The 26,353-nt window shown below is 65.2% G+C and carries 28 protein-coding genes; 11 read left to right on the top strand and 17 right to left on the bottom strand.

What is annotated here, in order from left to right; all coding sequences use genetic code 11:
- Positions 1 to 49: 49 nt before the first annotated feature.
- From MUU56_RS04760 to MUU56_RS04745, 4 genes are all read right to left on the bottom strand, one after another.
- Positions 50 to 1,033, bottom strand: a complete 984-nt coding sequence (locus tag MUU56_RS04760) for a tripartite tricarboxylate transporter substrate-binding protein (RefSeq protein WP_244766167.1) — start codon at positions 1,031 to 1,033, stop codon at positions 50 to 52.
- 199 nt (positions 1,034 to 1,232) lie between these two features.
- On the bottom strand, positions 1,233 to 2,588 hold the full coding sequence (locus MUU56_RS04755; RefSeq protein WP_244766166.1) for a sigma-54-dependent transcriptional regulator: 1,356 nt from the start codon (positions 2,586 to 2,588) through the stop codon (positions 1,233 to 1,235).
- Complete coding sequence (locus MUU56_RS04750) at positions 2,585 to 4,408, bottom strand: sensor histidine kinase (RefSeq protein WP_398430794.1); 1,824 nt, start codon at positions 4,406 to 4,408, stop codon at positions 2,585 to 2,587. Before MUU56_RS04750 ends, MUU56_RS04755 begins: the two co-directional genes overlap by 4 nt.
- Positions 4,409 to 4,509: 101 nt before the next feature.
- Positions 4,510 to 5,010 carry a heme-degrading domain-containing protein gene (locus MUU56_RS04745; protein ID WP_244766165.1) on the bottom strand — a complete coding sequence of 167 codons (501 nt, stop codon included), beginning with the start codon at positions 5,008 to 5,010 and terminating at the stop codon, positions 4,510 to 4,512.
- A gap of 147 nt (positions 5,011 to 5,157) precedes the next feature.
- On the opposite strand from MUU56_RS04745, the gene MUU56_RS04740 reads away from it, so the two are divergent.
- The gene (locus MUU56_RS04740) at positions 5,158 to 5,739 is read left to right on the top strand and encodes a LysE family translocator (RefSeq protein ID WP_244766164.1); all 582 of its coding nucleotides are present in this window, start codon (positions 5,158 to 5,160) and stop codon (positions 5,737 to 5,739) included.
- Between the two features lie 2 nt (positions 5,740 to 5,741).
- Here MUU56_RS04740 and MUU56_RS04735 read toward each other — a convergent pair whose 3' ends face one another.
- The 6 genes from MUU56_RS04735 to MUU56_RS04710 all read right to left on the bottom strand — a co-directional run bounded on the left by MUU56_RS04735 (position 5,742) and on the right by MUU56_RS04710 (position 10,891).
- Entirely contained in the window at positions 5,742 to 6,035 is a 294-nt protein-coding gene (locus MUU56_RS04735; protein WP_244766163.1) for a DUF6074 family protein, read from the bottom strand.
- Between the two features lie 93 nt (positions 6,036 to 6,128).
- Positions 6,129 to 7,451, bottom strand: coding sequence for a plasmid replication protein RepC (gene repC, locus MUU56_RS04730; RefSeq protein ID WP_244766162.1), 1,323 nt, complete (start codon positions 7,449 to 7,451; stop codon positions 6,129 to 6,131).
- 156 nt (positions 7,452 to 7,607) lie between these two features.
- Positions 7,608 to 8,636, bottom strand: coding sequence for a plasmid partitioning protein RepB (gene repB / locus MUU56_RS04725; protein ID WP_244766161.1), 1,029 nt, complete (start codon positions 8,634 to 8,636; stop codon positions 7,608 to 7,610).
- Between the two features lie 2 nt (positions 8,637 to 8,638).
- Positions 8,639 to 9,844 (bottom strand): plasmid partitioning protein RepA, encoded by a 1,206-nt coding sequence (gene repA, locus MUU56_RS04720; RefSeq protein WP_398430787.1) that lies wholly within the window; start codon positions 9,842 to 9,844, stop codon positions 8,639 to 8,641.
- A gap of 246 nt (positions 9,845 to 10,090) precedes the next feature.
- The gene (locus MUU56_RS04715) at positions 10,091 to 10,345 is read right to left on the bottom strand and encodes a WGR domain-containing protein (protein ID WP_244766159.1); all 255 of its coding nucleotides are present in this window, start codon (positions 10,343 to 10,345) and stop codon (positions 10,091 to 10,093) included.
- Between the two features lie 87 nt (positions 10,346 to 10,432).
- A complete protein-coding gene (locus tag MUU56_RS04710; protein WP_244766158.1) occupies positions 10,433 to 10,891 on the bottom strand; it encodes a MarR family winged helix-turn-helix transcriptional regulator in 459 nt (152 codons plus the stop codon).
- 81 nt (positions 10,892 to 10,972) lie between these two features.
- Here MUU56_RS04710 and hmgA point away from each other — a divergent pair, with 81 nt between their 5' ends.
- Positions 10,973 to 12,304: a homogentisate 1,2-dioxygenase gene (gene hmgA, locus MUU56_RS04705; protein ID WP_244766157.1), complete on the top strand. Its 1,332-nt coding sequence runs from the start codon at positions 10,973 to 10,975 to the stop codon at positions 12,302 to 12,304.
- Between the two features lie 2 nt (positions 12,305 to 12,306).
- Here the strand turns inward: hmgA and MUU56_RS04700 are convergent, their stop codons facing one another.
- Entirely contained in the window at positions 12,307 to 12,867 is a 561-nt protein-coding gene (locus MUU56_RS04700) for a DUF2585 domain-containing protein (protein ID WP_398430784.1), read from the bottom strand.
- Between the two features lie 115 nt (positions 12,868 to 12,982).
- Between MUU56_RS04700 and MUU56_RS04695 the strand changes: the two genes are divergently transcribed.
- Genes MUU56_RS04695 through MUU56_RS04680 form a run of 4 tightly spaced genes read left to right on the top strand, consistent with a single transcriptional unit; the run spans position 12,983 to position 15,343 of the window.
- Positions 12,983 to 13,999, top strand: a complete 1,017-nt coding sequence (locus MUU56_RS04695) for a fumarylacetoacetate hydrolase family protein (protein WP_244766156.1) — start codon at positions 12,983 to 12,985, stop codon at positions 13,997 to 13,999.
- Positions 14,000 to 14,003: 4 nt separating this feature from the next.
- A complete protein-coding gene (gene maiA / locus MUU56_RS04690) occupies positions 14,004 to 14,648 on the top strand; it encodes a maleylacetoacetate isomerase (RefSeq protein WP_244766155.1) in 645 nt (214 codons plus the stop codon).
- Positions 14,649 to 14,705: 57 nt separating this feature from the next.
- A complete protein-coding gene (locus tag MUU56_RS04685; RefSeq protein WP_244766154.1) occupies positions 14,706 to 14,948 on the top strand; it encodes a type II toxin-antitoxin system VapB family antitoxin in 243 nt (80 codons plus the stop codon).
- Positions 14,948 to 15,343, top strand: coding sequence for a type II toxin-antitoxin system VapC family toxin (locus MUU56_RS04680; protein ID WP_244766153.1), 396 nt, complete (start codon positions 14,948 to 14,950; stop codon positions 15,341 to 15,343). The genes MUU56_RS04685 and MUU56_RS04680 overlap by 1 nt, the downstream gene beginning before the upstream one ends.
- Positions 15,344 to 15,378: 35 nt before the next feature.
- Here the strand turns inward: MUU56_RS04680 and MUU56_RS04675 are convergent, their stop codons facing one another.
- Positions 15,379 to 16,860: an NAD-dependent succinate-semialdehyde dehydrogenase gene (locus tag MUU56_RS04675; RefSeq protein WP_244766152.1), complete on the bottom strand. Its 1,482-nt coding sequence runs from the start codon at positions 16,858 to 16,860 to the stop codon at positions 15,379 to 15,381.
- A 95-nt stretch (positions 16,861 to 16,955) separates the two neighbouring features.
- Complete coding sequence (locus tag MUU56_RS04670) at positions 16,956 to 18,233, bottom strand: 4-aminobutyrate--2-oxoglutarate transaminase (protein ID WP_244766151.1); 1,278 nt, start codon at positions 18,231 to 18,233, stop codon at positions 16,956 to 16,958.
- Between the two features lie 238 nt (positions 18,234 to 18,471).
- On the opposite strand from MUU56_RS04670, the gene MUU56_RS04665 reads away from it, so the two are divergent.
- A complete protein-coding gene (locus tag MUU56_RS04665; protein WP_244766150.1) occupies positions 18,472 to 19,287 on the top strand; it encodes a MerR family transcriptional regulator in 816 nt (271 codons plus the stop codon).
- 32 nt (positions 19,288 to 19,319) lie between these two features.
- On the opposite strand, the gene MUU56_RS04660 is transcribed toward MUU56_RS04665, so the two are convergent.
- Positions 19,320 to 19,505, bottom strand: a complete 186-nt coding sequence (locus MUU56_RS04660) for a hypothetical protein (protein WP_244766149.1) — start codon at positions 19,503 to 19,505, stop codon at positions 19,320 to 19,322.
- Here MUU56_RS04660 and MUU56_RS04655 point away from each other — a divergent pair.
- The 3 genes from MUU56_RS04655 (at position 19,489) to MUU56_RS04645 (ending at position 22,129) form a co-directional block, all read left to right on the top strand.
- Positions 19,489 to 20,337, top strand: a complete 849-nt coding sequence (locus MUU56_RS04655; RefSeq protein ID WP_244766148.1) for a MetQ/NlpA family lipoprotein — start codon at positions 19,489 to 19,491, stop codon at positions 20,335 to 20,337. The genes MUU56_RS04660 and MUU56_RS04655 overlap by 17 nt on opposite strands.
- A gap of 84 nt (positions 20,338 to 20,421) precedes the next feature.
- On the top strand, positions 20,422 to 21,492 hold the full coding sequence (locus MUU56_RS04650) for a methionine ABC transporter ATP-binding protein (RefSeq protein ID WP_244766147.1): 1,071 nt from the start codon (positions 20,422 to 20,424) through the stop codon (positions 21,490 to 21,492).
- Positions 21,473 to 22,129 carry a methionine ABC transporter permease gene (locus tag MUU56_RS04645; RefSeq protein WP_064332778.1) on the top strand — a complete coding sequence of 219 codons (657 nt, stop codon included), beginning with the start codon at positions 21,473 to 21,475 and terminating at the stop codon, positions 22,127 to 22,129. The genes MUU56_RS04650 and MUU56_RS04645 overlap by 20 nt, the downstream gene beginning before the upstream one ends.
- A gap of 69 nt (positions 22,130 to 22,198) precedes the next feature.
- Here the strand turns inward: MUU56_RS04645 and MUU56_RS04640 are convergent, their stop codons facing one another.
- The 3 genes from MUU56_RS04640 to tauA form a co-directional block, all read right to left on the bottom strand.
- Positions 22,199 to 23,041: an ABC transporter permease subunit gene (locus tag MUU56_RS04640; protein ID WP_244766146.1), complete on the bottom strand. Its 843-nt coding sequence runs from the start codon at positions 23,039 to 23,041 to the stop codon at positions 22,199 to 22,201.
- Positions 23,038 to 23,844, bottom strand: coding sequence for a taurine ABC transporter ATP-binding protein (locus MUU56_RS04635; protein WP_244766145.1), 807 nt, complete (start codon positions 23,842 to 23,844; stop codon positions 23,038 to 23,040). The genes MUU56_RS04640 and MUU56_RS04635 overlap by 4 nt, the downstream gene beginning before the upstream one ends.
- 192 nt (positions 23,845 to 24,036) lie before the next feature.
- Positions 24,037 to 25,041, bottom strand: coding sequence for a taurine ABC transporter substrate-binding protein (tauA, locus tag MUU56_RS04630; RefSeq protein WP_244766144.1), 1,005 nt, complete (start codon positions 25,039 to 25,041; stop codon positions 24,037 to 24,039).
- A gap of 498 nt (positions 25,042 to 25,539) precedes the next feature.
- On the opposite strand from tauA, the gene MUU56_RS04625 reads away from it, so the two are divergent.
- Positions 25,540 to 26,004: an RrF2 family transcriptional regulator gene (locus MUU56_RS04625; protein WP_244766143.1), complete on the top strand. Its 465-nt coding sequence runs from the start codon at positions 25,540 to 25,542 to the stop codon at positions 26,002 to 26,004.
- Positions 26,005 to 26,353 lie beyond the last annotated feature (349 nt).

The raw sequence follows: 26,353 nt of genomic DNA, 5'->3' as shown, positions 1-26,353 counted from the left end.
GTTTCCGCCATTATCGACGGAAACGCCGCGCGGCATTTGCGGGTTGACCTCAGTCAGCGTACTGGCCGGCGGCCTCGATGACGGGCTTCCAGCGCGTGATCTCGCCTTCGAGCTTCGCCTTGAGGGCGGTCGGCGTCGCCTCCTCTTCCGCTGACGGCGCCGTGCCGAGCTCGGCAAAGCGGGCAACGACGTTGGGATCCTTCAGGGCGACCTGCAGCGACTTGGAAAGCCGCTCCGTCACGTCTGCCGGCGTGCCCTTCGGCGCATAGATGCCATGCCAGATGCCGACCTGGAAGCCGGACAGGCCGGCTTCCTCCGCCGTCGGAACGTCCGGCAGGTTGTCGAGGCGGGCAGGGGACGTCACCGCATAGGCCTTGATCGTGCCGCCCTGGATCTGCTTCGTCGTATTGGTCGTCTGGTCGCACATGACGTCGACCTGTCCGCCGAGCAGGTCGGTCATCGCCGGGCCGGTGCCCTTGTAGGGAACGGTGACGAACTGCGTTTCCATGGCGCTCATCAAGAGCATGCCGCACAGATGCGAGGCCGCGCCGATGCCGGCATTGGCCACGGTCACCGTGTCCTTGTTCGCCTTCATGTAATCGATCAGGCCCTTGAGGTCCGTCGGCTCGAGGTCCTTGCGGGCGACGATGGTCATCGGCACGTCGGTGACGAGACCGACATATTCGAAGGCATTCAGCGTGTCATAGGCAAGCTTGCGGTAGAGCGTCGCGCTGGTCGCCATGCCGATATGGTGGAGCAGCAGCGTGTAGCCGTCCGGGTCGGCGCTCGCCACGCGGCCTGCGCCCAGCGTGCCGCCGGCGCCGCCGACATTCTCCACGACGATCTGCTGGCCGAGGTCCTTCGACATGGCTTCGGCGACGAGGCGGGTCACCGTATCGGTCGGGCCGCCGGCGGAGAAGGGCACCACCATGGTGATGGTACGCTCCGGATAGGTCTGGCCGAGCGCAGACGTGGCGAGCAGCGATACGGCGAGTGCGGCCGAAACGCCGAACAGGGCTTTCAAGGTCTTCATCAAATCCTCCCGATGAGATGCCCGGCCGGCGTGGCTCCTCCCGCGCCGGTCCTGGATGGCCTAGAAGGGCCTCCGCGGCGGCGAGTCGGCAAGCGGCGAGGGGACTTTCCGGGCGAGTTTACGGCGGTAAACTCGGTTCGATGGGTGGAGACGGGAACAAAGTGGCGCAGCGGTGGGTGGAATTCCACCCATCTGCCCCTCAAAAGTCGTCCTGAAGCAGGCCGGAACCCAGGTTTTTATCCAGTCCGTACTTCTGCATCTTCTCGTAAAGCGTCTTGCGGGAGACACCAAGCTGCTCGTAAACCGGCTTCAAGCTGCCGCCGTGGGCCGCCAGCGCCGAGGCAATCAGCCCCCGCTCATAGGCCGCAACCTTGTCCGCGAGGCGTTGCGGGCCGGCTTCAGGAGCGGCTTCATCCGGCGCGGTGTCCAGCCCCAGAACGAGGCGATCGGCGAAATTGCGCAGCTCCCGCACATTGCCCGGCCAGCTCCGGCCGGCAATGTCCGCCGTCAACTCCGGCGGCACGTCGATATCGCTGCGGCCGTAACGCGCCGCCGCCTCGCGCACGAGCTGGAGGAAGAGCAGGGGGATGTCGGCCCGGCGCTGCGCCAGCGAAGGCACATGCAGCGTCGCGACATTGAGCCGGTAGAGGAGGTCCGCCCGGAAGCGCCCGGCCGCCACCTCCGCCGCCAGGTCCACCTTGCTGGTTGCGATGAAGCGCACATCGAGCGGCACGGGCTCGTTGGAGCCGAGGCGGGTGATGACGCGCTCCTGCAGCACGCGCAGGAACTTCGCCTGCAGGTCGAAGGGCATGGAGCCGATCTCGTCCAGCAGGATCGTGCCGCCGCGCCCGTGCTCGAACTTGCCGAACCGCGGCCGCAGGGCGCCGGGAAACGCCCCCGCCTCGTGGCCGAAAAGCTCGCTCTCGATCAGGTTCTCCGGCAGGGCCGCACAGTTGATGGCGATGAAGGGACGGTTCGCCCGGGCGCTGATATCGTGCAGCGCGCGCGCCACCACCTCCTTGCCCACGCCGGTCTCGCCGATGATGAGCGTGTCGGCATCCGTCGCGCCGATCGCCCGCAGCCTGTAGCGCAGGTCCACCATGACCTGCGTCCGCCCCGGCAGCCGGGCCTCGATATCGTCCCGCTTGCCGGCGACCGCGCGCAGGCGGCGGTTCTCCAGCACCAGGCTGCGGCGGTCCATCGCACGGCGGATGATGCCGGCGAGATGCTGCGCCGTGAACGGTTTTTCCAGGAAGTCGTAGACGCCGGCCCGCATGGCGCTGACCGCAAGCTGCACATCCGCATGCCCGGTCACCAGAATGACCGGCACTTCCGGGTCCACCTCGCGGATGCGCTGCAGCAGCGTCATGCCGTCCATGCCCGGCATGCGGATATCGCTGACCACCACGCCATCGAAAGCATAGCCGATGAGCTCCAGCACCGGCTCCGCACTGGCGAAGGTATCCACCGTCAGGTCGAACAGCTCCAGGGCCTGCGCCGAGGACCGCCGCATCTCCTCTTCGTCGTCGATCAGCAGGATGCGCGGCCCGTTCATTCGGCCGCCTCCTGCGCACGGGCCGCCACGTCGAGCACGATGCGGAAGACGGCGCCACCGTCGGGATGGTTCGTGACGGAGAGATTTCCGCCGAAGTCCTTGATAATATTATAGGAAATCGAAAGGCCCAGGCCGAGTCCCTTGCCCACGCCCTTGGTCGTGAAGAAGGGATCGAAGATGCGGTCGGCGATTGCGGCCGGGACGCCCGGCCCGTGATCACGCACCTCGATGACGACCAGGTCGCCCTCCCGCCGCGCGGAAAGCCGGATCCGCCGATCATCCAGCCCCTCGACGGCGTCGGCCGCGTTGCTGATGATGTTGACAAGCACCTGCTGCAGGCGGACCGGTCCGGCGCGGACGATGAAGGCCTGTTCGTCGAGCTCGATCGCCAGATCCGCATCCGCCGCCTTCAGCCGCGGTGTGACGATCTCCATCGTGTCCGCGATGACGTCGGGCAGGGGGACCGCTCCGAGTTTCTCATTCGGCTTGCGGGCGAAATTGCGTAAGTGGCGGCTTATGAAAGCCATGCGGTCGACGAGGGCGGAGATGCGGCGCACATTGTCCTGCGCCTCCGGCACGCGGCCGCGATCGATCAGCAGGGCCGCGCTGTCCGCATAGGTTTTCGCCGCGGCGAGCGGCTGGTTGAACTCGTGGGAGAGGGCGGCCGACATCTGGCCGAGGCCGGCAAGCTTTCCGGCCTGGATGAGGTCGGCCTGGGTCTTGCGCAGTTCCTGTTCGGTCAGCCGCCGCTCGGCGATTTCGAGCTCGATCTGTTCATTGACACGGGCGAGGTCGGCGGTGCGCTCCGCGACACGATGCTCCAGCTCGTTGCGGGCTTCCTCCTGCAAGCGCAGCCGCTCCACGACGCGGGCGCGGCGCTGCCAGAGCACGGCAAGGCCCAGGCCGGCTAGGCAAATGAACAGCAGGATGGCGATGAGGGTGGTGCGGGCCTGCGCGCGCACCGAGGCCGTGTCGAGCAGCACGTTCACGGTCCAATCCGCCTCGGGCATGTAGTGCGAGAGCCGGAGATATTCCCGCGTCGTGCCTTCGCTAGCGATCCGCATCAGATGTTGACCGTAGTAAACACTCTCGGCAACGGGCAGCGGCTTCAATTCGGCCTCGGCATAGCGCCGAGAGGCCTGGGTGCGGGCGAGGCGAGGGGCATCGAGCGGGAGAATGCCGTTATAGAGCCATGTCTCGTTTCCCGTCATGAAGATGATGCCCTCGGGATCGGCGACGAAGATCTCGTATTCACCGCCGCGCCATGAGGCCTCGATGGTGTCGATGTCGACCTTGAAGACGATGACGCCAAGGATCGTGCCGCCGACTTCCACCGGCGAGGAGAAATAGTAGCCCCGCTTCAGCGATGTCGTGCCGAGCGCGTAGAACCGCGCCTGCTGGCCAGCGATCGCCTCCTGGAAATAGGGACGATAGTCGAAATTCTGGCCGATGAAGGTGCCGGGCGCTTCGTAATTGCTGGCAGCGATCGTATTGCCGTCCGGTGTCATGACATAGATGTCGGACGACTCCAGCAGACCATTGATTTCCTTAAGATATTGATTGGCAGTTCGGCGCAGGTCCGGGTCGGCCGGCGATTGGAGCAGGGCTTCGATGTCGTCGTGATCGGCGATCAGCGCGGGCAGGGGCTCGTAACGGCTGAGGTGCCCGCCGAGCGCTGCAACCGCAAGACGAAGCGTCGTGCCGGCCTGCAAGGAGGCTTCGTTCATATAGCTGCGGGTCAGCAGCGCGCCGCCTTGTAGGATGGTGAGCACCACGAGGATCGGCAGGATCACGAAGGCCAGGGCATGACGCAATTTCACGGAACGACGGCTCCTCTCCGCTTCCCTGCGGCCGAATGGCCGCGGCCCATCCTACTGAGCCGGGCGCGTCTTTCCTAGAGGGGAGGGGAGGGGAGGGGTCGCTAGTCCGGCAACCGGCTGTCGCCAAGGTCGATGTTCAGTAAGCCGGCGATCGCATCGGTGACGATGGAATGGTCGATGCGCTGCGGCACGCCGGAAACGGTGACCGCGCCGACGCAGCCGAGATCGGCGACGAAGATCGGAAAGCCGCCGCCATGCACCGCAAAGTCGGCGAGGGAAAGATTGTGCGCATCCCCCTGGTCCCGTCCGGACAGGGCCAGCCGCCGCCCGACGAGATAGGAGGAATGCCAGAGCCGCAGCACGGTGTTGCGCTTGCGGCGGATCCACTCGGCGTTATCTGTCGAGGTGCCGGGAAGGGCGCAATGGAACAGCGCCCGGTCACGCAGGGAAATGTCGATAGCGATGCCCGCGCCGCGCGCAAGCGCCGTTTCGCGCAGCCGGTTGCCGAGCGCCCAGGCGTCGTCCGGGCTGAACCGGCTGAATCGAAGAAGACGTTCCTGCTCCTCCAGCCGGCGAATGTCGTCCGCGATCGTCTCCGTCATCGTCCTCTCCCTCACATGGTTGCGGGACGATCCTTACCCGGACTTCGTCCGCCGGGAAAGATGTCCCGCTCTTGACGGAGATCAAGGCCACGGTGCAGGAAGACCCTAGGGTGGAACGACCAGACCATTCCTGCCCGTGGGATTCTCATGCCGGACAGCTTTTTCGTCTTCGCCATTCTCGCGCTCCTGCTCACGCCCGGGCCGACCAATACATTGCTGACGGTCGGCGCCGCCGCCCGGGGGTTCCGGTCAAGCCTTCCGCTGCTCGTCGGGGAGCTTGCGGGCTATCTCGTGGTCGTCGTGCCGCTGGCGACCATTGCCGCTTCGCTCCTGGAGGGAAGGCCGGCTCTTGCCAATGCTCTCCGCCTTGCGGCCGCTTTGTGGGTGCTGTTCCTCGCCGTCCGGCTTTGGCGCGTTTCGGCTGTTCAGGAGGACCGCAGTACGTCGTCACCGGTGACGGTCGGCCAGGTTTTCCTGACGACGGTTCTCAATCCGAAGGCGCCGATCATCGGTCTCGTCATCATGCCGCATGGTACGCTCGCGCAGATCGCGCCGGCCATCGGGCTGTTCAGCCTCCTGGTCGCCGGCGCCGGCACGAGCTTCCTCGTTCTCGGCAGTCTTATCGGCCGCGCGCCCGTCCTGTCGCCGCAGCTGGTCTACCGCGTTGCGGCGGTCTGCCTCGGCGTCTTCTCGCTCGGCCTTGCCGGAACCGCTTCCGGGCTTATCTAAAATCAGGCCTCGTCGGCCTGGTGCAGGCGCATGAGCTCCTGCTGCACCTCGTCCTGGAAGGCGAAGACGGCGGCCCGGGCCTGGTTTTCGCTCGATCCGAGCTTTTGCAGTTCGACCGCAAGTTCACGGCATACCTTCAGCCAGTAGAGCCGTGCCTCCTCGCCATGCAGGCCGTCCAGTTCTCCGGCGCAGCGGCGAACATGCGCCGTACGGCGTTCGACAGGAAACGGGACGACCGGTCCATTCTCATTGGCAACGGAACGGCGGCGCGGCTGGATCGCGGCAACTGGGGGCATTGATTCGGGCTTCCTTGTCTTCCCCCCATGATTAGGGAGGCCATGGTTAATGCCCGGTTTCCAAAGTGAATTTCCTGTGCCGCCATGACATCGTCACCCCGCCTGCCGCGCCGGTTTCTCATTTGCCCGGACGAGCGCCATCAGCATCGGCCCGAGGGAAAACTCGCCGCGTTCCGCCCGGCGGGTGAGGTCGCGCAGATAACCGCCCGCCGAGTTGATATGCCCGGCCCGCTCGAGAATGCAGGCGATGACCGTCGCCGCATTCTCCGGCCCGAGGATCGCGCAGGCATTCTCATAGGCCGAGGCGCTGACCGCCAGCATCGAGCGCACCACCACGGCCGCCGTCATCAGATCACGCCAGCTTGAAATCGCGCCGGCCGGGCCGAAAGCCACGATTTCCGGGCAGGCTTGCAGCACAAGGCCCAGCGGATAGGGTTTGAGCGCATCCGAAACATTCGCCGGCTGTGGATGAACCCCTTTTGCCGGGGTCGGCAGGTCCACGGGCCATTGCGAATAGCGCCCGTTCGTCTTTTCATCCCCACTGCCGTCGTCCCCAGCCAGCTCTTCCCGTTTAGCCTCGCCATCGCGACCCTGCTTCGTTTTGAAGCTAGGTTCAAAATCAGAGGATGAGTCGGGTTTTGAATTCTGTTTGTGCCGCTCAGTTTGGCCGGCATTGCCCACCGGTTTTTGCAGAATAATCTGTTGTTCCAGATGCTTGACGATTTCCGCACGCAGCGCTTCGAGGGAAGAAAGGGCCGGTGTCAGATTTTCCGGCGTCGGCACGCGCGGCAGGGCGGTGACAAGCGCGCGGAAATCCGCCTCATACCGCATCCAGTCGCCTGGAAGGCTGTCTTCCAGCGCAGTCTCGATCAGTTTGGCGATGTCCCGGCGCACGAGCGTCACGCGTTCGCGCAGCCGCTGCAGCAACAGGCGGTCGGCGACCACCTCGGCGGCAAGCTGCTCGAATTCCTCGGCACGGGCAAGCAGCGGGGCCAGCGAAAAGCCGAAGGCCTCGTCGATCGATCCCTGCTGGTCGCGCCGCACGTAGCGCTTGCCGTTCGGGCTGTCGCGCCGCGTGAGAAGACCGCTTTCCACGAGCGCGGCGAGATGCCGGCGCAGCGTCGTCTCCGCCATGCCATGCGTGCGCAGCGAGAGCTGGGCGTTGGAGGGGAACACCACCAGCCCGTCGCTGCCGAGGAGATCGGCCTTCGGGTAGAAGCTCATCAGCGCATTCAGCACCGAAAGCGCCCGGTCGCTGATGCCCAGCTTCGGCCGCGCTTCGCAAAGCCAGCGGTACAGTTTCCACTTGTCCACGCTCGCATCCGGCGGGACTGTCTTTGCGATCGCCTGGCTTGCGAGCATGCCAAGCGTCATCGCCCGCCGCCCGAAGGGCGTCGTTATGCCGTCCGTCTCCATGTCTCTTCACCTTTCAACAGGCAAAAGAGACCCCATCACCGGAACCGGCGCCAAAAAGGCTTGACTGTGATTCGGGGAAGTGCGATTCTCAGGCTGCTAAACGATGAGAAGGGCTTCCGCGACGGTAACGTTGAGGGGGCCTTTTTCTTTTGCGGATCAATCTCCTGATTTCTGTGCATTTTCCGTCCGGAACGCCTCGTAGAGACGGTCCAGGTTCTGGGTTATGTAGGCGCCGAATGCCGCGGCATCCGCGGATTTCAGCGCAATCGTGTACTGGCGGCCAGTGGTCTTGATGCTGGCGCGCACGGGGCCATCCTTGCGCACCCACTCGGCCGGCGCGGGCCTGGCAACGGCCTCAGGAGCCTCCTTGCGGGCAAGATGGCTGCTGACGAGGTTGAAGCGGTCCTCCGGCGCCCGGGTCTTCACCCGCTCGCGTGCCAGGAATTCCACCGCCTTGTCCTCGTTTTCGGGCGCGTCGAAGCGGGTAGCCAGCTCATGCCAGCGGTCGCGGCCGATGGCGAGCGCCGGGCCGATGCCGGCCCGAACCGCCTTGGGAATGCGGTTCACCACCGAGAGCATCTTGGACACGGTCGTCTTGTCGGCGCTCAGCGCCGCCATGATCGTCTCGCGGTCGAAGCCGCGCGCCTCCAGCTCGCCGGCAAAGGTCGCCCGTTCGAGGAAGGAGAGATCGGCGCGCGCACTGTTTTCCTGGCCCTGCGCGATGACATGGTCGCGGTCGGTGAGTGCCTTGACGACAGCGCGGACGGGCCGCCCGAGCAGGCGGGCGGCCTTGGCGCGGCGGTGGCCGAAGGCGATCTGGTAGATCCCGCTCTTCGTCGGGTGCGGACGCACGAGGATCGGCGAATCCTGCCCGCGCACGCGCATCGCCTCGACCAGTTCGCGGAACTGCTCGTCCGAATGAACGAGACGATCGGAGATGAAGGATTCCTCGATCTGGTCCGGCTCGAGCTCGATGACGACCTCGCCGGCCGTCAGCTTCGCCTCGATTTCCTTCGCCGCATCCGCCTTGGCGGCCAGCGCATCGATGCTGCGCGTGACGGCGCCGAGCGCGCCGATGCCTTTGTAGGTCACGTGCTGGCGCGGCTCGTCATTGACGGGGTTTACCGGCGTCAACTTTTCCGAGGCCGGCGACATCAGGTTGGAAAGAACGTTCTTGCGCGCCATGGTCAACGCCCCCATGCCTTGTGGATCAGTTCGACGATCTCCGCATTGACCGCCTCCAGCGATTCGAGCGCTCGGTCATAGGTGGCACGCGTGAACTGGCTCCGGTCGACCTCGTAGAGCGTCTGGTTGGTCAGCGCCGCATCGGCGATGGCGACGCTTCGCACCATCGGATTGGTCAGGACATGCTGCTTGAACAGCGAGCGCATGAAGGCGACCATCTGGGTCTGCGGTCCGTCGGCCGGGTCATAGCGGGTGACGAGGTAGCGCAGCCAGTCGAGGTTCATGTTGCCGCCCGCGCTCTTCAGCGTGTTCAGCACCTCGCCCAGCATCTGCAGGAACTGGCACATGGACATGACGTCCAGCATCTGCGGGTGCACCGTGATCAGGACCGCCGTCGCGCCGCAGATCGCGCTCATCGTCAGGAAGCCGAGCTGCGGCGGGCAGTCGATCACCACCACGTCATAGTCGTCGGCAACGGACGACAACGCCTCGTCGAGCCGTGCGAAGAAGATGCGGCCGTAGTCGCTCCGGTCACCCTGCGCCAGGACGCGCGGCGTATCGTGCTCGAACTCCATGAGCTCGAGATTGCCCGGCACGATGTCGAGCCCCGGAAAGTTCGTCTTGCGGATGATCTCTTTCAGCGGCCGCCGCTGGTCGTCGTAGCGGATGGCGCCGTAGAGCGTCTCGTTCTCGTTGACGTCGAATTCCGGCTGGAAGCCGTGCACCGCAGAAAGGCTCGCCTGCGGGTCGAGATCGACCGCGAGGACCCGGTGCCCGGTGAGCGCGAGATGCTGGGCAAGGTGCGCCGTCGTCGTCGTCTTGCCGGAGCCGCCCTTGAAGTTGACGACCGCAATGACCTGAAGGTGCTCGCCGCCGCGCCGGCGCGGCACGTAACGCTGGCCGCCGCGCCCGTTCTGCTCCAGATATTCGCGCATCTCCTGCAACTGCTCGGCCGAATAGGACCGGCGGCCGGAGGGCGTGACCTGCGGCAGAGGCCCCTTGGATTCCAGCGAGAGATTGCGCAGGTAGCCGCTGGTGACGCCCAGGAACCGGGCGGCCTCGCTCAGCTGGAACTGGCGCAGGCTCTTCTGTGCGACGGGAGGAAACATCTCCAGCCGGTGCTGCTTCAGCTTGTCTGACAGTTCGTGCGCCTGTCCGATGATCAGTTGATCGACCTCGGAAATTGCCCGTCCGAACGTTGCGGCCATATTCATATCGAGAATCTCAAAATGCGATTTTAAACCCATTTGCAGGTTTAAAACGCATTTAGACGCGATTCTGATTCGAGGGCAAGGCAAAAAGGGTTAACGCGCCGGCCGCGGGACGGGGCTGGCACCACATAAACCGGACTTTACCCTATTGACCATTTGCCGGCTATCGGCGTCACTCGATTCGGCTGGGGAAAACCCAAGAAAGTTCATTCTTTTGCGTGCTGCCTCGCCGAACCGTGCCGGTTACGCCTCGACATAGCCCCGCTTGCGCCGAAGCGCGACCTGTCGGGCAAGCATCGTCTCCGCCTCCACTAGGGTGGGATAGAGGCTCAGCGCCTGCCGGCCGCGGCTGCCGATGCGCCCCCAATGACGCAGCACCGCAACCTCCCCGAAAAGCGTCGGCTCCAGCGACAGCATGTAGAAGCGTGCCATGTTGCGCGCTGCATCGATGCGGCGAAAACGGTAGGTGGGCAGCAGGGCAGGGGGTGGCTTCGGCATGGAAGGAGTCTGCCGAAGCCGCGAATCCTCGTCCAACGAAAGATATGAATCGATCCCGCCCGATCGTTTCACGGGATTGATGGATCGTCAGTCCTTTGGCGCGCGGCGGCGTGCCGGTACCGCCAGCTTCGCCTCGATGGCCGCAAGGCCCGCCTCCAGTTGCCGCAGGCCGCCGGCTCCCAGAAGCCCGGCAAGGTCCCGCTCGTAGTCGTGCGCCAGCACGACCATCTCGCCATAGATGCGCCGTCCCGCCGGCGTCAGCTCCAGATGCTCGATCCGGCGGTCGTCCAGGTCCTCGCTGCGCTTCAGCCAGCGTTTTTCCTCCAGCGCCCGTACCGCCCGCGACACCTTCGTCTTGTGCATGCTGGAATTGGCGCCGATCTCCGTCGCCGTCATGCGCCCGTAGGAGCCGAGCGCGGCGAGCGCCCGCCATTCCGGCCGCGTCATGCGATAGCGCGCGCGGTATTGCGCGGCAAAGCGCTGGCTGACCAGCTCGGCCGCGAGGTTGAGCCGATAGGGCAGGAATGTTTCGAGCTTGAAGTCCATGGCATGCCTTGATGGTTACAAAATGGACAGTTACATCTGCAACCACTTGAGGACAAGCGCCTTGCAGGAGGAGGATTAGCCATGCCGGATCACGCCGCCAACAGCCTGAAATACATGCCGGGCTTCGGCAACGACTTCGAGACGGAAGCGCTCCCCGGTGCCCTGCCGCAGGGCCAGAACAGCCCCCAGAAATGCGAATACGGCCTTTATGCCGAGCAGCTTTCCGGTTCGCCCTTCACTGCCCCGCGCGGTACCAACGAACGCTCCTGGCTCTACCGCATCCGCCCGAGCGTGCGCCACACCCGTCGCTTCTCCAATGCCAGCTACCCGCACTGGAAGACGGCGCCCTGCCTAGACGACCATTCCCTGCCGCTCGGCCAGCTGCGCTGGAACCCGCTGCCGGCACCGGCCGAGACGCAGAACTTCCTACAGGGCATCCGCACCATGACGACGGCCGGCGACGTGCTGACCCAGGTCGGCATGGCCGCACACGCCTATACGTTCAATGCCGACATGGTGGACGACTACTTCTTCAATGCCGACGGCGAGCTCCTGGTCGTGCCGCAGCTCGGCGCCGTCCGCGTCTTCACCGAGATGGGCATCATGGATGTCGAGCCGCTGGAGACCTGCCTCATCCCGCGCGGCATGATGTTCAAGGTCTCGCGCATCGGCGCGGGCGATATGTGGCGCGGCTATGTCTGCGAGAACTACGGTGCGAAATTCACCCTGCCGGACCGCGGGCCGATCGGCGCCAACTGCCTTGCCAATCCGCGCGACTTCAAGACGCCCGTCGCCGCCTACGAGGACAAGGAGACGCCCTGCCGGGTCCACGTCAAATGGTGCGGCAAGTTCTATGTCACCGAGATCGGCCATTCCCCGCTCGACGTCGTCGCCTGGCACGGCAACTACACGCCGTTCAAATACGACCTCAGGACCTATTCGCCGGTCGGCGCGATCCTCTTCGACCATCCCGACCCGTCGATCTTCACCGTGCTGACGGCCCCGACCGAGGAGGCCGGCACGGCGAACATCGATTTCGTCATCTTCCCGCCGCGCTGGATGGTGGCCGAGCACACCTTCCGCCCGCCGTGGTATCACCGCAATATCATGAGCGAGTTCATGGGGTTGATCCATGGCCAGTACGACGCCAAGGAAGAGGGATTCGTGCCGGGCGGCATGAGCCTGCACAACATGATGCTGCCGCACGGGCCGGATGCGACGGGCTTCGAAAAGGCCTCGAACAGCGAGCTGAAGCCCGTGAAGCTCGACCACACCATGGCCTTCATGTTCGAGACGCGCTTTCCCCAGCAGCTCACGAAATTCGCGGCCGAGCTGGAGACCCTGCAGGACAACTATCTCGAATGCTGGGATGGGCTGGAGCGCAGGTTCGACGGCACGCCTGGCATCAAATGACGTCACCCGCCCTGCCAGGCCTTCACCGCCTCCAGCGGCCAGACGAGCATCAGGATGTTGAGCGCCAGGCCATCGCGGATGAGCCAGGTGGTTGTCGCCTCGAAGACGATGATGATCGCGACGCTGGCCCAGACGGGCAGGCGCGCGGCGAGGAAGAAGCCGACCACCATGGCGAGGATGTCCGCGCTCGAATTGATCACGCTGTCGCCGAAATAGTCGAGCGAGATCGTCGATTCGCGATAGCGATTGATGATCATGTCGGTGTTTTCGAGAATCTCCCAGGCGCATTCCAGCACCAGCGAAAGGGCAAGCCGGAGGTTGAGGCTCGCCTTCCTCAGGATCAGCGTGAAGAAGCCGAAGAACAGGATGCCGTGGATGATGTGGCTCGGCGTGTACCAGTCGGACAGATGCTGCGAGTTTTCCGAAGAAATCACCACGCCATGCCAGAGTTTGACATATCCGCACTTGCAGATGAGCGGCTGACCCATCGTATAAAGGATGATGGCCGTCGCGCCGATGAAGCCGGCGGCCAGCAGCAGGGAATTCAGCACCGTACGGTTCAAGACGGGATTTCCTCGGAAATGCGATGCGCCGGCACGACCGGCGCACGAGGGTGGAGACAGGCGGCCGGTAGATGACACGATCGCACGGCCGGAAACAAGATCGGGAGTAGGACGCATGAAGCTTGCGACACTGAAAAATTCCACCCGCGACGGCCGCCTGGTCGTCGTCTCGCGCGACCTGACGCGCTGCTCGGAAGTGGGGCACATCGCCTGCACCCTGCAGGATGCGCTCGATGACTGGGAACACGTCGCGCCGCGGCTGGAAAGGGTCGCCGAGGGGCTTGAGACCGGCTCGCAGCCGACCGCCCGCTTCCACGAGCACGACGCCGCCGCGCCGCTGCCGCGCGCCTACCAGTGGGCGGACGGCTCGGCCTATGTCAACCATGTCGAACTGGTGCGCAAGGCGCGCAATGCCGAGATGCCGGAAAGCTTCTGGACCGATCCGCTGATGTACCAGGGCGGCTCCGACAGCTTCCTCGGACCGCGAGACCCGATCCTTGCGGCGGACGAAGCCTTCGGCATCGACATGGAGGGCGAGATCGCCGTCATCGTCGACGACGTGCCGATGGGAGCGAGCGTCGAGGAGGCGCGGCAGGCGATCAAGCTCGTCATGCTCGTCAACGACGTCTCGCTGCGCGGCCTCATCCCGGGCGAGCTCGCCAAGGGCTTCGGCTTCTTCCAGTCCAAACCCTCCTCGGCCTTCTCACCGGTCGCGGTCACGCCCGACGAGCTGGGCGAGGCCTGGGACGGCGGCCGGCTGCACCTGCCGCTCCTCGTCTCGCTGAACGGCAAGCCTTTCGGCAGGGCCGATGCCGGCGTCGACATGACCTTCGATTTCGCCGAGCTCGTTGCCCATGCCGCCAGGACCCGGCCGCTCGTCGCCGGCTCGATCATCGGTTCCGGCACCGTTTCCAACAAGCTCGACGGCGGCCCCGGCAAGCCGGTCGCCGAAGGCGGGGCGGGCTATTCCTGCATTGCCGAAATCCGCACCATCGAGACGATCACGTCCGGCGCGCCCAAGACCCCCTTCATGAAGTTCGGCGACACCGTGCGCATCGAGATGAAGGACAAGGCGGGCCATTCGATCTTCGGCGCGATCGAGCAGACCGTCGAGCGGTACGAGAAGGACTGAGCCGGTGCAGGACGAGATCATCCTCTACGACTACTGGCGGTCCTCCGCCAGCTATCGCGTGCGCATCGCGCTGGAAAGCCTCGGTCTTGCCTATCGGCGCGAGTCCATCGACCTTCTGTCCGGACAGCAACGGTCGCCGGAGCACCGCGCCCGCAACCCGCAGGGCCTCGTGCCGGCGCTGTCGATCGACGGGCACACGCTGACGCAGTCGCTGGCGATCATCGAATACCTTGCCGAAACGCGCCCCGAGGCGCGTTTCCTGCCCGCCGATCCGCTCGGCCGGCAGCGGGTGCGCACGCTCTCCTATGCCATCGCCATGGAAATCCACGCCGTCTGCAACACGGGTGTCATCGGCCATGTCATGACGCTCACGGGGGGAGGGGAGGAGACCCGCATCGACTGGATGAAGAAATTCATCGGCGAGGGTCTTCTCGCCGTCGAAAAACTCCTCGACGCCCCGGCGACCGGCACCTTCTGCCATGGCGACACGCTCACCATGGCGGATTTCTGCCTCGTCCCGCAGGTCTACAATGCCGAGCGCTGGGGCGTCGACCTGTCGGGTCTCGAACGGGTGCGGCGCATCACCGAAACCTGCCGCGCCCTCCCGGCCTTCCAGGCCGCGCATCCTGACGCGGTGAAGCTAGCCTGATCTTTCAGGCAAGGTGCCGGCGTGGTATATATACCTTCGAACGAGGAAGGATATACCATGCCGCTCTACGTGAAGGACCAGGAGGTCGACCGGCTTGCCGAACGGCTGTCCACGCTGCGCAAGGTCAGCAAGACCGAGGCGGTGCGGCAGGCGCTGGTGCATGAATTGCAGCGCGCGGAAAGCGAGCCGACGCTGGTCGAGAAGGCCAAGGCCTTCGTTCGCGACCTGGATGCGAAATACCCCAAGAAAGGACCGCCTGCGGACAAGGCCTTCATCGACAGTCTCTATGAGGACAATTGATGTTCGTCGATGCGTCGGCGCTCGTTGCGATCCTGGCTTCAGAAGAGGGTGCCGATGCACTTCTAGCGCGGCTTCAACAGGCAGACATCCGGTACACATCACCCATGGCGGTTTGGGAGACGTCCCTCGCGCTGGCCCGTGAACGTCAGATAGCGCCGACCGACGCGCTTCAGCTCGTCACAGATTTCCTCACGCTGCTTTCCATCGCGGTCGAACCGATCGATCGACGCGTGGGGGATCTGGCGGTCATCGTCCATCAACGTTTCGGCAAGGGCCGCCATCCCGCAAGCCTCAACTTCGGCGACTGCTTTGCCTATGCCTGCGCAAGACAGTTCGACGTCCCGCTGCTCTACAAGGGCGACGACTTTTCGCAGACGGATATCGAGACCGCATGAGGACCGCCCCGCCAGAGCGCGGCGATCCCGTGTCATCAGGCGACGTCGCCCATGCAGACATATTTCAGTTCGAGATAATCGTCGGCGCCATGGGCGGAGCCCTCGCGGCCGAGACCGGACTGCTTGATGCCGCCGAAGGGCGCGGCCTCGGAGGAGATGAGGCCGGTATTGACGCCGACCATGCCGTATTCCAGCGCTTCCGCCACCTTCCAGACCTTCTTGAGGTCACCGGCGAAGAAGTAGGCGGCAAGGCCGAATTCGGTGTCGTTCGCCTGCTCGATCACGTCCTCGACGGTATCGAAGCGGAAGAGCGGGGCGACTGGACCGAAGGTCTCCTCGCGGGCGACCGTCATGCCGCGGGCGACGTTCTTCAACACGGTCGGCTGGAAGAATGTGCCCTTGCCCTCGACGCGCTTGCCGCCGGCCACCACCGAGGCGCCCTTGGAGACGGCGTCGGTGATGTGCGCCTCGACCTTGTCGATCGCGGCTTCCTCGATCAGCGGGCCGATGGTCGTGCCCTTGTCGAAGCCGTCGCCGACCGAAAGCTCGGCGACCTTCTTCGCCAGCTTCTCGGCAAAGACGTCATAAACGTTCGACTGCACGTAGAGACGGTTGGCGCACACGCAGGTCTGGCCGGCATTGCGATATTTCGAGGCCATGGCCCCTTCCACGGCCGCGTCGATATTCGCGTCGTCGAAGACGATGAAGGGCGCATTGCCGCCGAGTTCCAGGCTCACCTTCTTGATCTGGTCGGAGCACTGGCGCATCAGGATGCGGCCGACCTCCGTCGAGCCCGTGAAGGAGATTTTCCGGACCTTCGGATTGTAGCAGAGCTCCTTGCCGATCGCCGGGCCGTCCGTGCCGAGGATGACGTTGAAGACGCCCGCCGGAAGGCCGGCCTTTTCGGCGAGCACGGCAAGGGCGATGGCCGAAAGCGGCGTCTGCTCGGCCGGCTTGGAGACCACCGTGCAGCCGACGGCGAGCGCCGGCGCCACCTTGCGGGCGATCATCGCGGCCGGGAAGTTCCACGGCGTGATCGTGCCGACGACGCCGACCGGCTGCTTGATGACCAGCATGCGCTTGTCGACCGACGGGGCGGGGATCGTCTCGCCGTTGATGCGCTTGGCCTCTTCCGCATACCATTCGACATAGGAGGCGGCGTAGAGGATTTCGCCCTTGGCTTCCCGCAGCGGCTTACCCATTTCGGCGGTGAGGATCGCGGCCAGCTCGTCCGCGTTCGCGACGATCAGGTCGTTCCACTTGCGCAGGAGGGTGCTGCGGTCCTTGGCCGGGCGGGCGGCCCAGGCCTGCTGCGCCGCATGGGCGGCGTCGATGGCCGCGGCCGTTTCGCCGGCGCCCATTTCCGGCAGCGTCGCCAGTTTCTCGCCGGTGGCCGGGTTGAAGACGTCGAAGGTCGCGGCGCCGTTGCCGCCGATCCAGTTGCCGTTGACATAGCCGGCATCACGCAGGAATTCGGTCGACTTCAGGTGCCGGGTGAGAGCATCGTAAAAAGCCATGGTGTCCTTCCTTTCGGACATGAAAGGCCGTTCACCCGGAGCTGAGCTCCGGGTGTCGCCTTGGGAGGATGTGTATCGGTGTTGCGCGACGCCGGTCAGGCGGCGCGGGCTTCGATCATCGCGCTTTCGAGAATGTCGAGCGCTTCGGCGAACACCTCGTCCTGGATGGTGATCGGCGCGAGGAAGCGGATGACATTGCCGTGCACGCCGCAGGTCAAGAGGATCAGCCCCTTTTCGAGGGCCTTCAGGCGTACCTTGTTGGCAAACTCGGCGCTCGGCTGCTTCGTCGAAACGTCGTTGAACTCGACGGCGTTCATGAAGCCCGGGCCGCGGATGTCGACGATCTCGGGAACCTTGTCCTGCAGCGAGGCGAGGCGCTGCTTGAGGCGGGCGCCGAGGTTTTCGGCACGGTTGCAGAGGTCCTCGTCCTTGATGACGTCGAGAACGGCATGGGCCGCCGCAACGCCGATCGGGCTGCCGGCATAGGTGCCGCCGAGGCCGCCCGGGCCGGGCGCGTCCATGATCTCCGCGCGGCCGGTGACGGCCGCGATCGGGAAGCCGCCGCCTAGACCCTTGGCCATGGTCATGATGTCGGCCGCGATGCCGTAGTGCTCCATGGCGAACAGCTTGCCGGTGCGGGCAAAGCCGGTCTGCACCTCATCGGCGATGAGCAGGATGCCGTGCTGGTCGCAGATCTCGCGCAGCGCCTTCATGAAATTGACGGGAACCGGATAGAAGCCGCCTTCGCCCTGCACCGGCTCGACGATGATCGCCGCGACGCGGTTCGGATCGACATCGGCGGCAAAGAGCTTCTTCAGCACGCCGAGCGACTGCTCGACGGTCGTGCCGTGCATCTCGACCGGGAAGGGCGCATGGAAGACGTCGCCCGGCATGGAGCCGAAGCCGACCTTGTAGGGCACGACCTTGCCGGTCAGGGCCATGCCCATGAAGGTGCGGCCGTGGAAGCCGCCGGAAAAGGCGATGACGGCCTGCCGGCCGGTGGCGGCGCGGGCGATCTTCACGGCGTTCTCGACGGCTTCCGCGCCGGTCGTGACGAAGATCGTCTTCTTGGCGAAGTTGCCGGGGGTGATGGCGTTCAGGCGCTCGGCGAGCTCGACATAGTTCTCGTAGGGCACGACCTGGTGGCAGGTGTGGGTGAAACGGTCGAGCTGGTTCTTGACGGCCTCGATGACGCGCGGATGGCGGTGGCCGGTGTTGACGACGGCGATGCCGGCGGCAAAGTCGATATAGCGATTGCCTTCCTTGTCCCAGATCTCCGCATTCTCCGCACGGTCGGCGTAGATCTGCGTGGTCATGCCGACGCCGCGCGAGATGGCGGCGTTCTTGCGGTCTGTGAGGGGCGTTGCGGTCATGGCGCTATCCTGAATCTGGAGGCTTCTGATAATGGAGCTTTCACGCAGTTCCGGACGCTCGCACTTTTGCCGGAACCGCATTAACTTGCATTTTTTCTGCAAGTCTCAAGTGGAATTCCTACATTTTTTCTGCAAGAATGCAACGGGCATTTTACGGCGGCGACGCGACGGTTTTTCGGGCCGGCCACCGCCGCCGGAATGCTATAGAGAACACTACACAGAATCAGGGATTGGCGCGATGGGTTCGCAAGAACCGGTGCACTACAAGGTGGCGGAGGCCGCGCGGCTCGCCGGCGTTTCGGCCTCAACGCTCAGGCTTTGGGAAACGCAGGGCCTCGTCGTTCCGGGGCGCTCCGAAACCGGCCATCGCCAGTACAGCGCCGACGACGTCGCGCGGCTGAAGCGCATCGCCTGGTACAGGACCGAGCGCGGCCTCAACCCGGCCGCCATCCGCGAGGCGCTCGAGGCGGAGGAACCCGCCAACGATACTCCGTCCTCCGAGGGCGAGGCGCACCAGGGCGTCGGGCGCAAGCTGCGGAGCCTGCGCCATGCCGCCGGCAAGACGCTCGACCAGGTGGCGGGCGATATCGGCGTCGCGACGTCGGTGCTCTCCACCTTCGAGCGCACCTCGCAGGGCGTGACCTTTCGCGTGCTGCACGACCTTGCCGATTATTACGGCACGACCGTCTCGAAGCTTTCCGGCGAGGAGGAACAGGAAAACCGTTCGGTCGTGCGGGCAGGGGAGTGGAAGTTCTGGCCCGAGACCTCTCCCGGCGTCACCATCCAGGTGCTGGCCGACGGGCGCAACATGATGGACTGCCACCGCTTCGTGCTCGCGCCCGGCGCCTCCTCCGACGGAGCCTACAAGCATGAGGGCGAGGAATTCGTCCACGTCCTCTCCGGCCGCATCGAAATGGTCCTCGACGGCCACGAATTCCACGATCTCGGCCCGGGCGACAGCCTCTATTTCGAAAGCTGCCGCCGCCACGCCTGGCGCAACCGCCACGACGGCGAAACCGTGCTGATCTGGATCAACACGCCGCCGACCTTCTAGGCTGCGTTGGGCATCCGGCATAGTTCACAATTTCAGTAGAAAATATTTTCCGCCTCGCCTCGATTTCCCGGAGCGAAAATTTCCGTTTCCGCCTGCCCAACAAACCGCCATTCGTTGTCCACAAAAGCGGCATTTGCGATTTTACGGGCAGAAACAGCGATGTTTCGCAGCCGATCCTCCCAATCGCGAAAGCAGGCCAGCATGTCGAAAACCAACAAGAAACTTCTCGCAAGCACTCTCTTCACCCGCCGCGCCGCCCTTGCGGCCCTTGCGGTGGCAGCCGCCGCCGTCTCCACCTTCTCGCTTCCCGCACCCGGCCTTGCCGAGGACAGGAAGGAGCTGAAGGTCGGCATCATCTCCGGCGAGGACGAGGATGTCTGGCGCGTCGTGATCGCGGAAGCCGCCAAGAAGGGCCTCACCATCGAGGCGGTCGTCTTCAACGACTATACCCAGCCGAACGAGGCGCTTGCCCGCGGCGAGATCGACGCCAACGCCTTCCAGCATCTTCCCTATCTGGAAAACCAGGTCCAGCAGCACGGCTACAAGATCGTCCCGGTCGGCTACACGGCCGTCTGGCCGATCGGCCTCTATTCCAAGAAGCACGCCAAGGTCGCCGACCTTCCGGACGGCGCCGCCATCGGCGTGCCGAACGACCCGTCCAACGAGGGCCGGGCGCTGCGCGTTCTTCAGAACGAAGGCCTGATCAAGCTGAAGGACGGCACCGGCATCCTCGCCACGATCGCCGACATCGCCGAGAACCCGAAGAACCTCGAGATCAAGGAACTCGATGCCGGCATCGTCGGCCGCTCGGTCGATGACCTTGACGCGGCGATCGTCAACACCGACTGGGCGCTGAAGAGCGGTCTCACCCCGGAAAACCGCATCGCGCAGGAGCCGGTCGACGACAACCCGTACCGCAACTTCATCGCCGTGCGCGAGGAATCGAAGGACGAGCCCTGGGTCAAGCCGCTGGTCGAAGCCTACCAGAACGATGTCGTGAAGGCGGAGTTCGACCGGGTCTACAAGGGCACGGGCATCAGCGCCTACTAAGGTCGCCATCCAACCAGCAAGACAGCTCGCGATGCGCCTCCGGCCGCCGCGGGCTGTCTCGCCGTTTCCGGAAGGGAACCGCAAATGAACACCCATGTGACAAGACAGCTGGCCGAGGCCGCCGCGCGGGAAGACGATGTCGTCCGCCTTGCCGACGTGCGCCGCCGCTTCGGCGCGACCGCGGCGCTGGACGGCGTTTCGCTCACGGTGCGCCGCGGCGAGATCCTCGGCATCATCGGCCGCAGCGGCGCGGGCAAGTCGACGCTCATCCGCTGCCTCAACGGCCTCGAACGGCCGGACAGCGGCAGCATCGCGATCGAAGGCCGCGAGATCACCGGCCTTGGCGAGGCCGAGCTGCAGCCGCTGCGCCGCCGCATCGGCATGATCTTCCAGCATTTCAACCTGCTCTCGGCCAAGACCGTCGAGGAGAATGTCGCCCTGCCGCTGAAGATCGAGGGCTGGACGAAGGCGAAGCGTCTGGCGCGCGCGGCCGAACTCATCGACCTCGTCGGCCTCAAGGGCAAGGCGAAGGCCTATCCGTCGGAGCTATCCGGCGGCCAGAAGCAGCGCGTCGGCATTGCCCGGGCGCTCGCCGCCAGCCCGGCGCTGCTGCTTTCCGACGAGGCGACCTCTGCCCTCGACCCGGAAACGACCCGCGCCATCCTCACGCTGCTGAAGGACATCAACCGCAAGCTCGGCCTCACCATCCTGCTCATCACCCACGAGATGGAGGTGGTGCGCTCCATCGCCGACCGCGTGACGGTGCTCGATGCCGGCCGCATCGTCGAGGAGGGGCCGGTCTGGCAGGTCTTCGCGACGCCGCAGGCGCAGACGACGAAGAGCCTGCTCAGCGGCATTCGCCCGCAGCTGCCCACCCATATCACCCGGAAGCTTGTCGCGGACGTAACAGGCGAGGCCATCCTTGGCGTCGACATTGCCGGCCCCGCGGCCACCGGCCCGCTCTTCCAGCAGCTTTCCGCCGAATTTGCGGATGGCTACCGGCTGGTCCACGGCGGTGTCGACCATATTCAGGAACAGGCGGTCGGCCGTTTCTTCATCGCCGTGCCGGCCGAGGCCACCGCGCGTTTCACAACCCTGGCAGAGCGCTTCGGCGCGCAGGTGGAGGTCCTCGGCCATGTCGCCGGTCATGCTTGAACTTCTCGTCCGCTCGCTGTGGGAAACCGTCGTCATGACGGCCGCCTCCGGCGTCATCTCGCTCGTCTTCGGCCTGCCGCTCGGCCTTGCGCTGGTCGCCACCGCGCGCGGCGGCATCGCGGAAAACCTCTGGATCAACCGCGTGCTCGGCGCCGTCATCAACGGTTTCCGTTCCGTGCCCTTCATCATCCTGCTGGTGGCGCTCATTCCGGTCACGCGTTTCATCGTCGGTACGTCGATCGGCACCTGGGCGGCCATCGTGCCGCTCGCCATCGCCGCGACGCCCTACTATGCACGCATCGCCGAGGTTTCCCTGCGTGAAGTCGATCGCGGCCTGATCGAGGCGGTGCGGGCAATGGGCGGCAACCGCTGGACCATCGTGCGCGAGGTGCTGATCCCCGAAGCGCTGCCCGGTATCGTCGCGGGCTTCACCGTCACGCTCGTCACGCTGATCGGCGCCTCCGCCATGGCCGGCGCCATCGGCGCGGGCGGCCTCGGCGACCTTGCCATCCGCTACGGCTACCAGCGCTTCGAGACCTCGGTGATGGTGGCGGTGGTCGCCGTGCTGATCGTGCTCGTCTGCGGCATCCAGTGGCTGGGCGACCGCCTGACAGCCCGTCTCGATCATCGCGGATGAGGACAAACTGGCGGCCGCCTCTTCCGGGTCAAGAGGCGGCCGTCTCGATTTCGTGCCTCGCCCGCCCCCTCAGCGATGCGCCGCCCAGGGCACCAGGCGCCGCTCGATCTGCCGGGCGACATATTCCAGCAGGATGGCGATCAGCGCGATGACGACGATGCCGGCGATCACGATGTCGGTGACGAGGAACTGCGCCGCCGACTGGATCATGAAGCCGATGCCGCTCGTCGCGGCCACCAGTTCGGCCGCCACCAGCGTCGTCCAGCCGGCGCCGAGCGCGATGCGCACGCCGGTGAGGATCGACGGCACGGCGCTCGGCAGCACCACCTCGCGCAGCACCTGCCGACGGCTCGCCCCGAGCGATCGGGCGGCATTGACATGGTCCTTCGATACTCCCCGCACGCCGGCGGAGGTCGACAGGATGATCGAGGGCAGCATGGAAAGCGCGATCACCGTGATCTTCGAGGCTTCGCCGATGCCGACCCAGATGATGATGAGCGGCAGGTAGGCGAGGGGCGGCAGCGGCCGCAGGAATTCCACGATCGGATCGAGAATGCCGCGGCCGAGACGGCTCGTGCCGATGGCGATGCCGGCGGGAATGCCGATGAGGATGGAGGCGATGAGGGCGCCGAAGATGCGATAGAGGCTTGCGCCGACATGCTCGGCCAGCGTCGCATCGACGAAGCCCGTGACGACGAGATTGTAGAGGGCGAGCACGACCTGTCGCGGCGAGGGCAGGAAAACCGGCGAGACGAGGGCATAGGCGGAGGCGAGCCCCCAGGCGGGGATGATCACGCCGATGGTGATGGCCGAGATGACGGCGACCGGCAGCGGCCGCGCTTTCGGCGGGCGTTCCGCCTCCCCCTTTTCCGCCACCTGCGGCAGGGTCTCGATGTCGGTCGAAAGTGTCATGCGGCGATCTCCTCTTCCGCGGAGGCGTGGATAAGGCCGGTCAGGCCGGCATGCATGCGCTTGAAGATCGGCGAGGCCTTCACGGCGGCGACCGAGGCGCCGTTCAGCACTTCGGCATTGAAGCCCGCCTCGATCTCGGCGGTCAGGCGGCCCGGATTGGGCGACAGCACGACGATGCGCGTGCCGAGCAGCAGCGCCTCCTCGATGCTGTGCGTGATGAGCAGCGCGCCCGCCCCGCTTTCCGCCTTGATGCGCAGCAGGAACTCCTGCATGCGCGTGCGGGTGAGGGCGTCGAGCGCGCCAAGCGGCTCGTCGAGCAACAGGAAACGCGGTTCGGCGGCCAGCGCCCGCGCAATGCCGACCCGCTGGCGCATGCCACCGGAAAGCTCCCAGATCCGGCGGTCGCCGGCATCCGCGAGGCCGACGCGGGCAAGAAGCTGCTCCGCACGCGCGCGGCGCTCGGCAAGCGGCACGCCCTTCAGCTTGAAGGGAAGGGCGATATTGTCCCTGGCGTCGAGCCAGGGATAGAGCGCATCGTCCTGGAAGACGACCGCGCGGTCGGCGCTCGGCCCGTCGACGGGCACGCCGTCCACGGTGATGGTGCCGGCGGTCGGTTCCAGGAAACCGGCGGCGAGATTGAGCAGGCTCGTCTTGCCGGAGCCGGAGCGCCCGATGACGGCGACCAGCTCGTGCGAGGCGACCTGCAGGTTGATGCCGTCGAGAACCAGTTTTTCATCGGCGCCGGCGCGGCCCGCCCTCGGCGGATAACGCAGCGAAACATTGCGGAATGTCAGCGTGCTCATGAAACCTCCAGGAGCGTGGAGCCACTTGGAACGTTCCGCTTCCCGAAGCGCGAAAACACTCCAACCTTTTATTTTCCGCAATTCCGGGCGCAAAACCGCTTCGCACTTCTGCTGGAATTGCTCTGTCGGGCAATGGCCCGACAGCGCGGATCACGCTGCCGGGCCCTTCCGCCGCAGGATTGTTTCGCCCGATCAGTAGGCGAGCTTCGTCGCGTCCGTCACCCAGCGGGTGGAGACGTAGGGCGTGTAGTCGGAGAGCGCGGCCGGGATCTTGCCCTGCTCCAGCAGGAAGGCCGACGTATCGGCCACGGCCTTCACCGTGCCGCCGCCGAGCAGCGCCTCGCCGGCTTGCTCTTCCAGCGTCGGGAAGATGTAGCCCTTGAGGAGCGCCGGCACCTCGTCCTGCTTGGCCCCGGTCAGGCGCGCAATCTTCTCTGCTTCCGGCGAGGTGGCGTTCCAGGCCTCGGGATTGGCGCGATAGGCCGCCGTCGCATCGCCCGTCACTTTCACGAAGGCCGTCACGACATCCGGATGCGCCTCGGCGAATGTCTTGCTGACGATCCAGGCGTCGAAGGTCGGGCCGCCCCATTCGGCGACGTCCGCCGAGGTGGCGAGCACCGTGCCGCTCTTCTTCAGCTGCGCCAGCACCGGATCCCAGACATAGGCGCCGTCGATGTCGCCGCGTTCCCAGGCGGCCGCGATTTCCGGCGGACGCAGGTTGAGGATTTCCACCGACTTGGGATCGACCTTCCAGTGCTTCAGCGCCGTCAGCAGGCTGTAATGCGCGGTGGAGACGAAAGGCGTCGCGATCTTCTTACCGGCAAGATCCTCCGGCTTCTCGATGGATTTCACGGCAAGCGCCTCGGCCTCGCTGATGAGGCCGACGACGAAGATCGTCTCGATCGGCAGCTCGCGGCTGGAGGCGGCGGCCAGCGGCGAGGAGCCGACATAGCCGATATCCAGCGAGCCCGACGCGATGGCGGCGATCACGTCGGCGCCGCCGTCGAATTTCTGCCAGTTGATCTTGGCGCCCGTCACCTTCTCGTAGGTGCCGTCGGCCTGCGGCACGCGGGAGGGCTCTACGATCGGCTGGTAGCCGATGTTCAGCGTCACCTCCTCGGCAAAAGCGGTGGTGAAGGATGCGGCAAGGGCAAGGGCGGCCGTCGCGGCAAGCAGGGTTCTGCGGGTCGTGCTCATGGGTCTCTCCTCAAAAATCCGTCGCCCGGGATCTGCCGCGGGCCGATGATTCAAGGCTATATATTCAATAAATTTAGTAGAGAAATATTCGCCTCAATTTGGCGGCGTCTTTGCGATTGGTTTTGCGTTTTCCGGCAGTGTGATTGAAACGAGTCGCATGCCCGCCGAAAGTCAGCGCAAGGCTCCGCAAAACGAAGGACGGGCGGAAAAGGCCCATCGAAGCAAAAAATGGTGCCAAATGGGCACGCCCGGGCGGAAAAACCGCATAAGCGCTTGGCAAAAATACCCAATTTCCTTGCCGTAACGCTGATAAATAAATTACATTGTTTTTATATGTTTTTCGCACTTCGGTGCCAAGAATGAGCCAGAATCACCCGTCATGGGTGAACCGATCGATCTTCCCGAGGACGACGGACGGAAACCGAGCGGGACGCGATGCGCGTTCGCGCAGCCGGGCATATCCGGTGATGCACATATGCTGATGGAAAGCAGGCCGACATGCTGACGAAAAAGGGAAAATATGGACTGAAGGCCCTGGTGGACCTGGCCCGGCTGGCGCCTGGCCAAACCGCTTTCGTCAGCGAGATCGCGCTTCGCAACAACATTCCGAAGAAGTTCCTCGACACGATCCTCCTGGAACTGCGCAATGCCGGCATGCTTCGCTCCAAGAAGGGGCCGGGCGGCGGCTATTCGCTCTCGCATCCCGCGTCGGAGATCCGCATCGGCCACGCCATCCGCGTGCTCGACGGTCCCCTGGCGCCGATCCGCTGCGCGAGCCGCACGGCCTATGAAGCCTGCGAGGACTGCGCCGATCCGGAAGCCTGTCAGGTCCGCCGCGCCATGACCGACGTGCGCGACGCCATCGCCGCCATCCTCGACACGATGACCCTCGAACAGTTCGTCGCCGTGCCCGGTGCCAGCGCGATGATCGAAGAGGAAGAGCTGGAAAAGCGCGTCGGATAAACCGCGCGCTTTCACCGTCCACGACCGGACCGGGCTGCAGTGGCAGGGCGGGGAACTCTGTCCTCGCGGCGCTCGCATCGACGGTGAACCTCCGCCAGATCGTGCCAAGCCATCGGGCGCCCATTCAGACGATACCGAAACGATAACCTTCGTATCGCGCCGGCTCCGCCCCTCGATCCATGAGGGCAATCGCATATGGCGTTCGACGTTGCCGTTCTCTCCTTCTCCCCCGCGGGGAGAAGGTGGCCCGAAGGGTCGGATGAGGGGGTGGCTCGGATAGAGCCTTTGCGCCTTCGCCATCCCCCTCATCCGCCTGCCGGCACCTTCTCCCTCAGGGAAGAAGCGGATG

It is taken from the genome of Shinella yambaruensis, assembly GCF_022899355.1.
In the GTDB taxonomy this organism is placed as follows: domain Bacteria; phylum Pseudomonadota; class Alphaproteobacteria; order Rhizobiales; family Rhizobiaceae; genus Shinella; species Shinella yambaruensis.
This window is presented reverse-complemented; position numbering and strand designations above follow the sequence as displayed.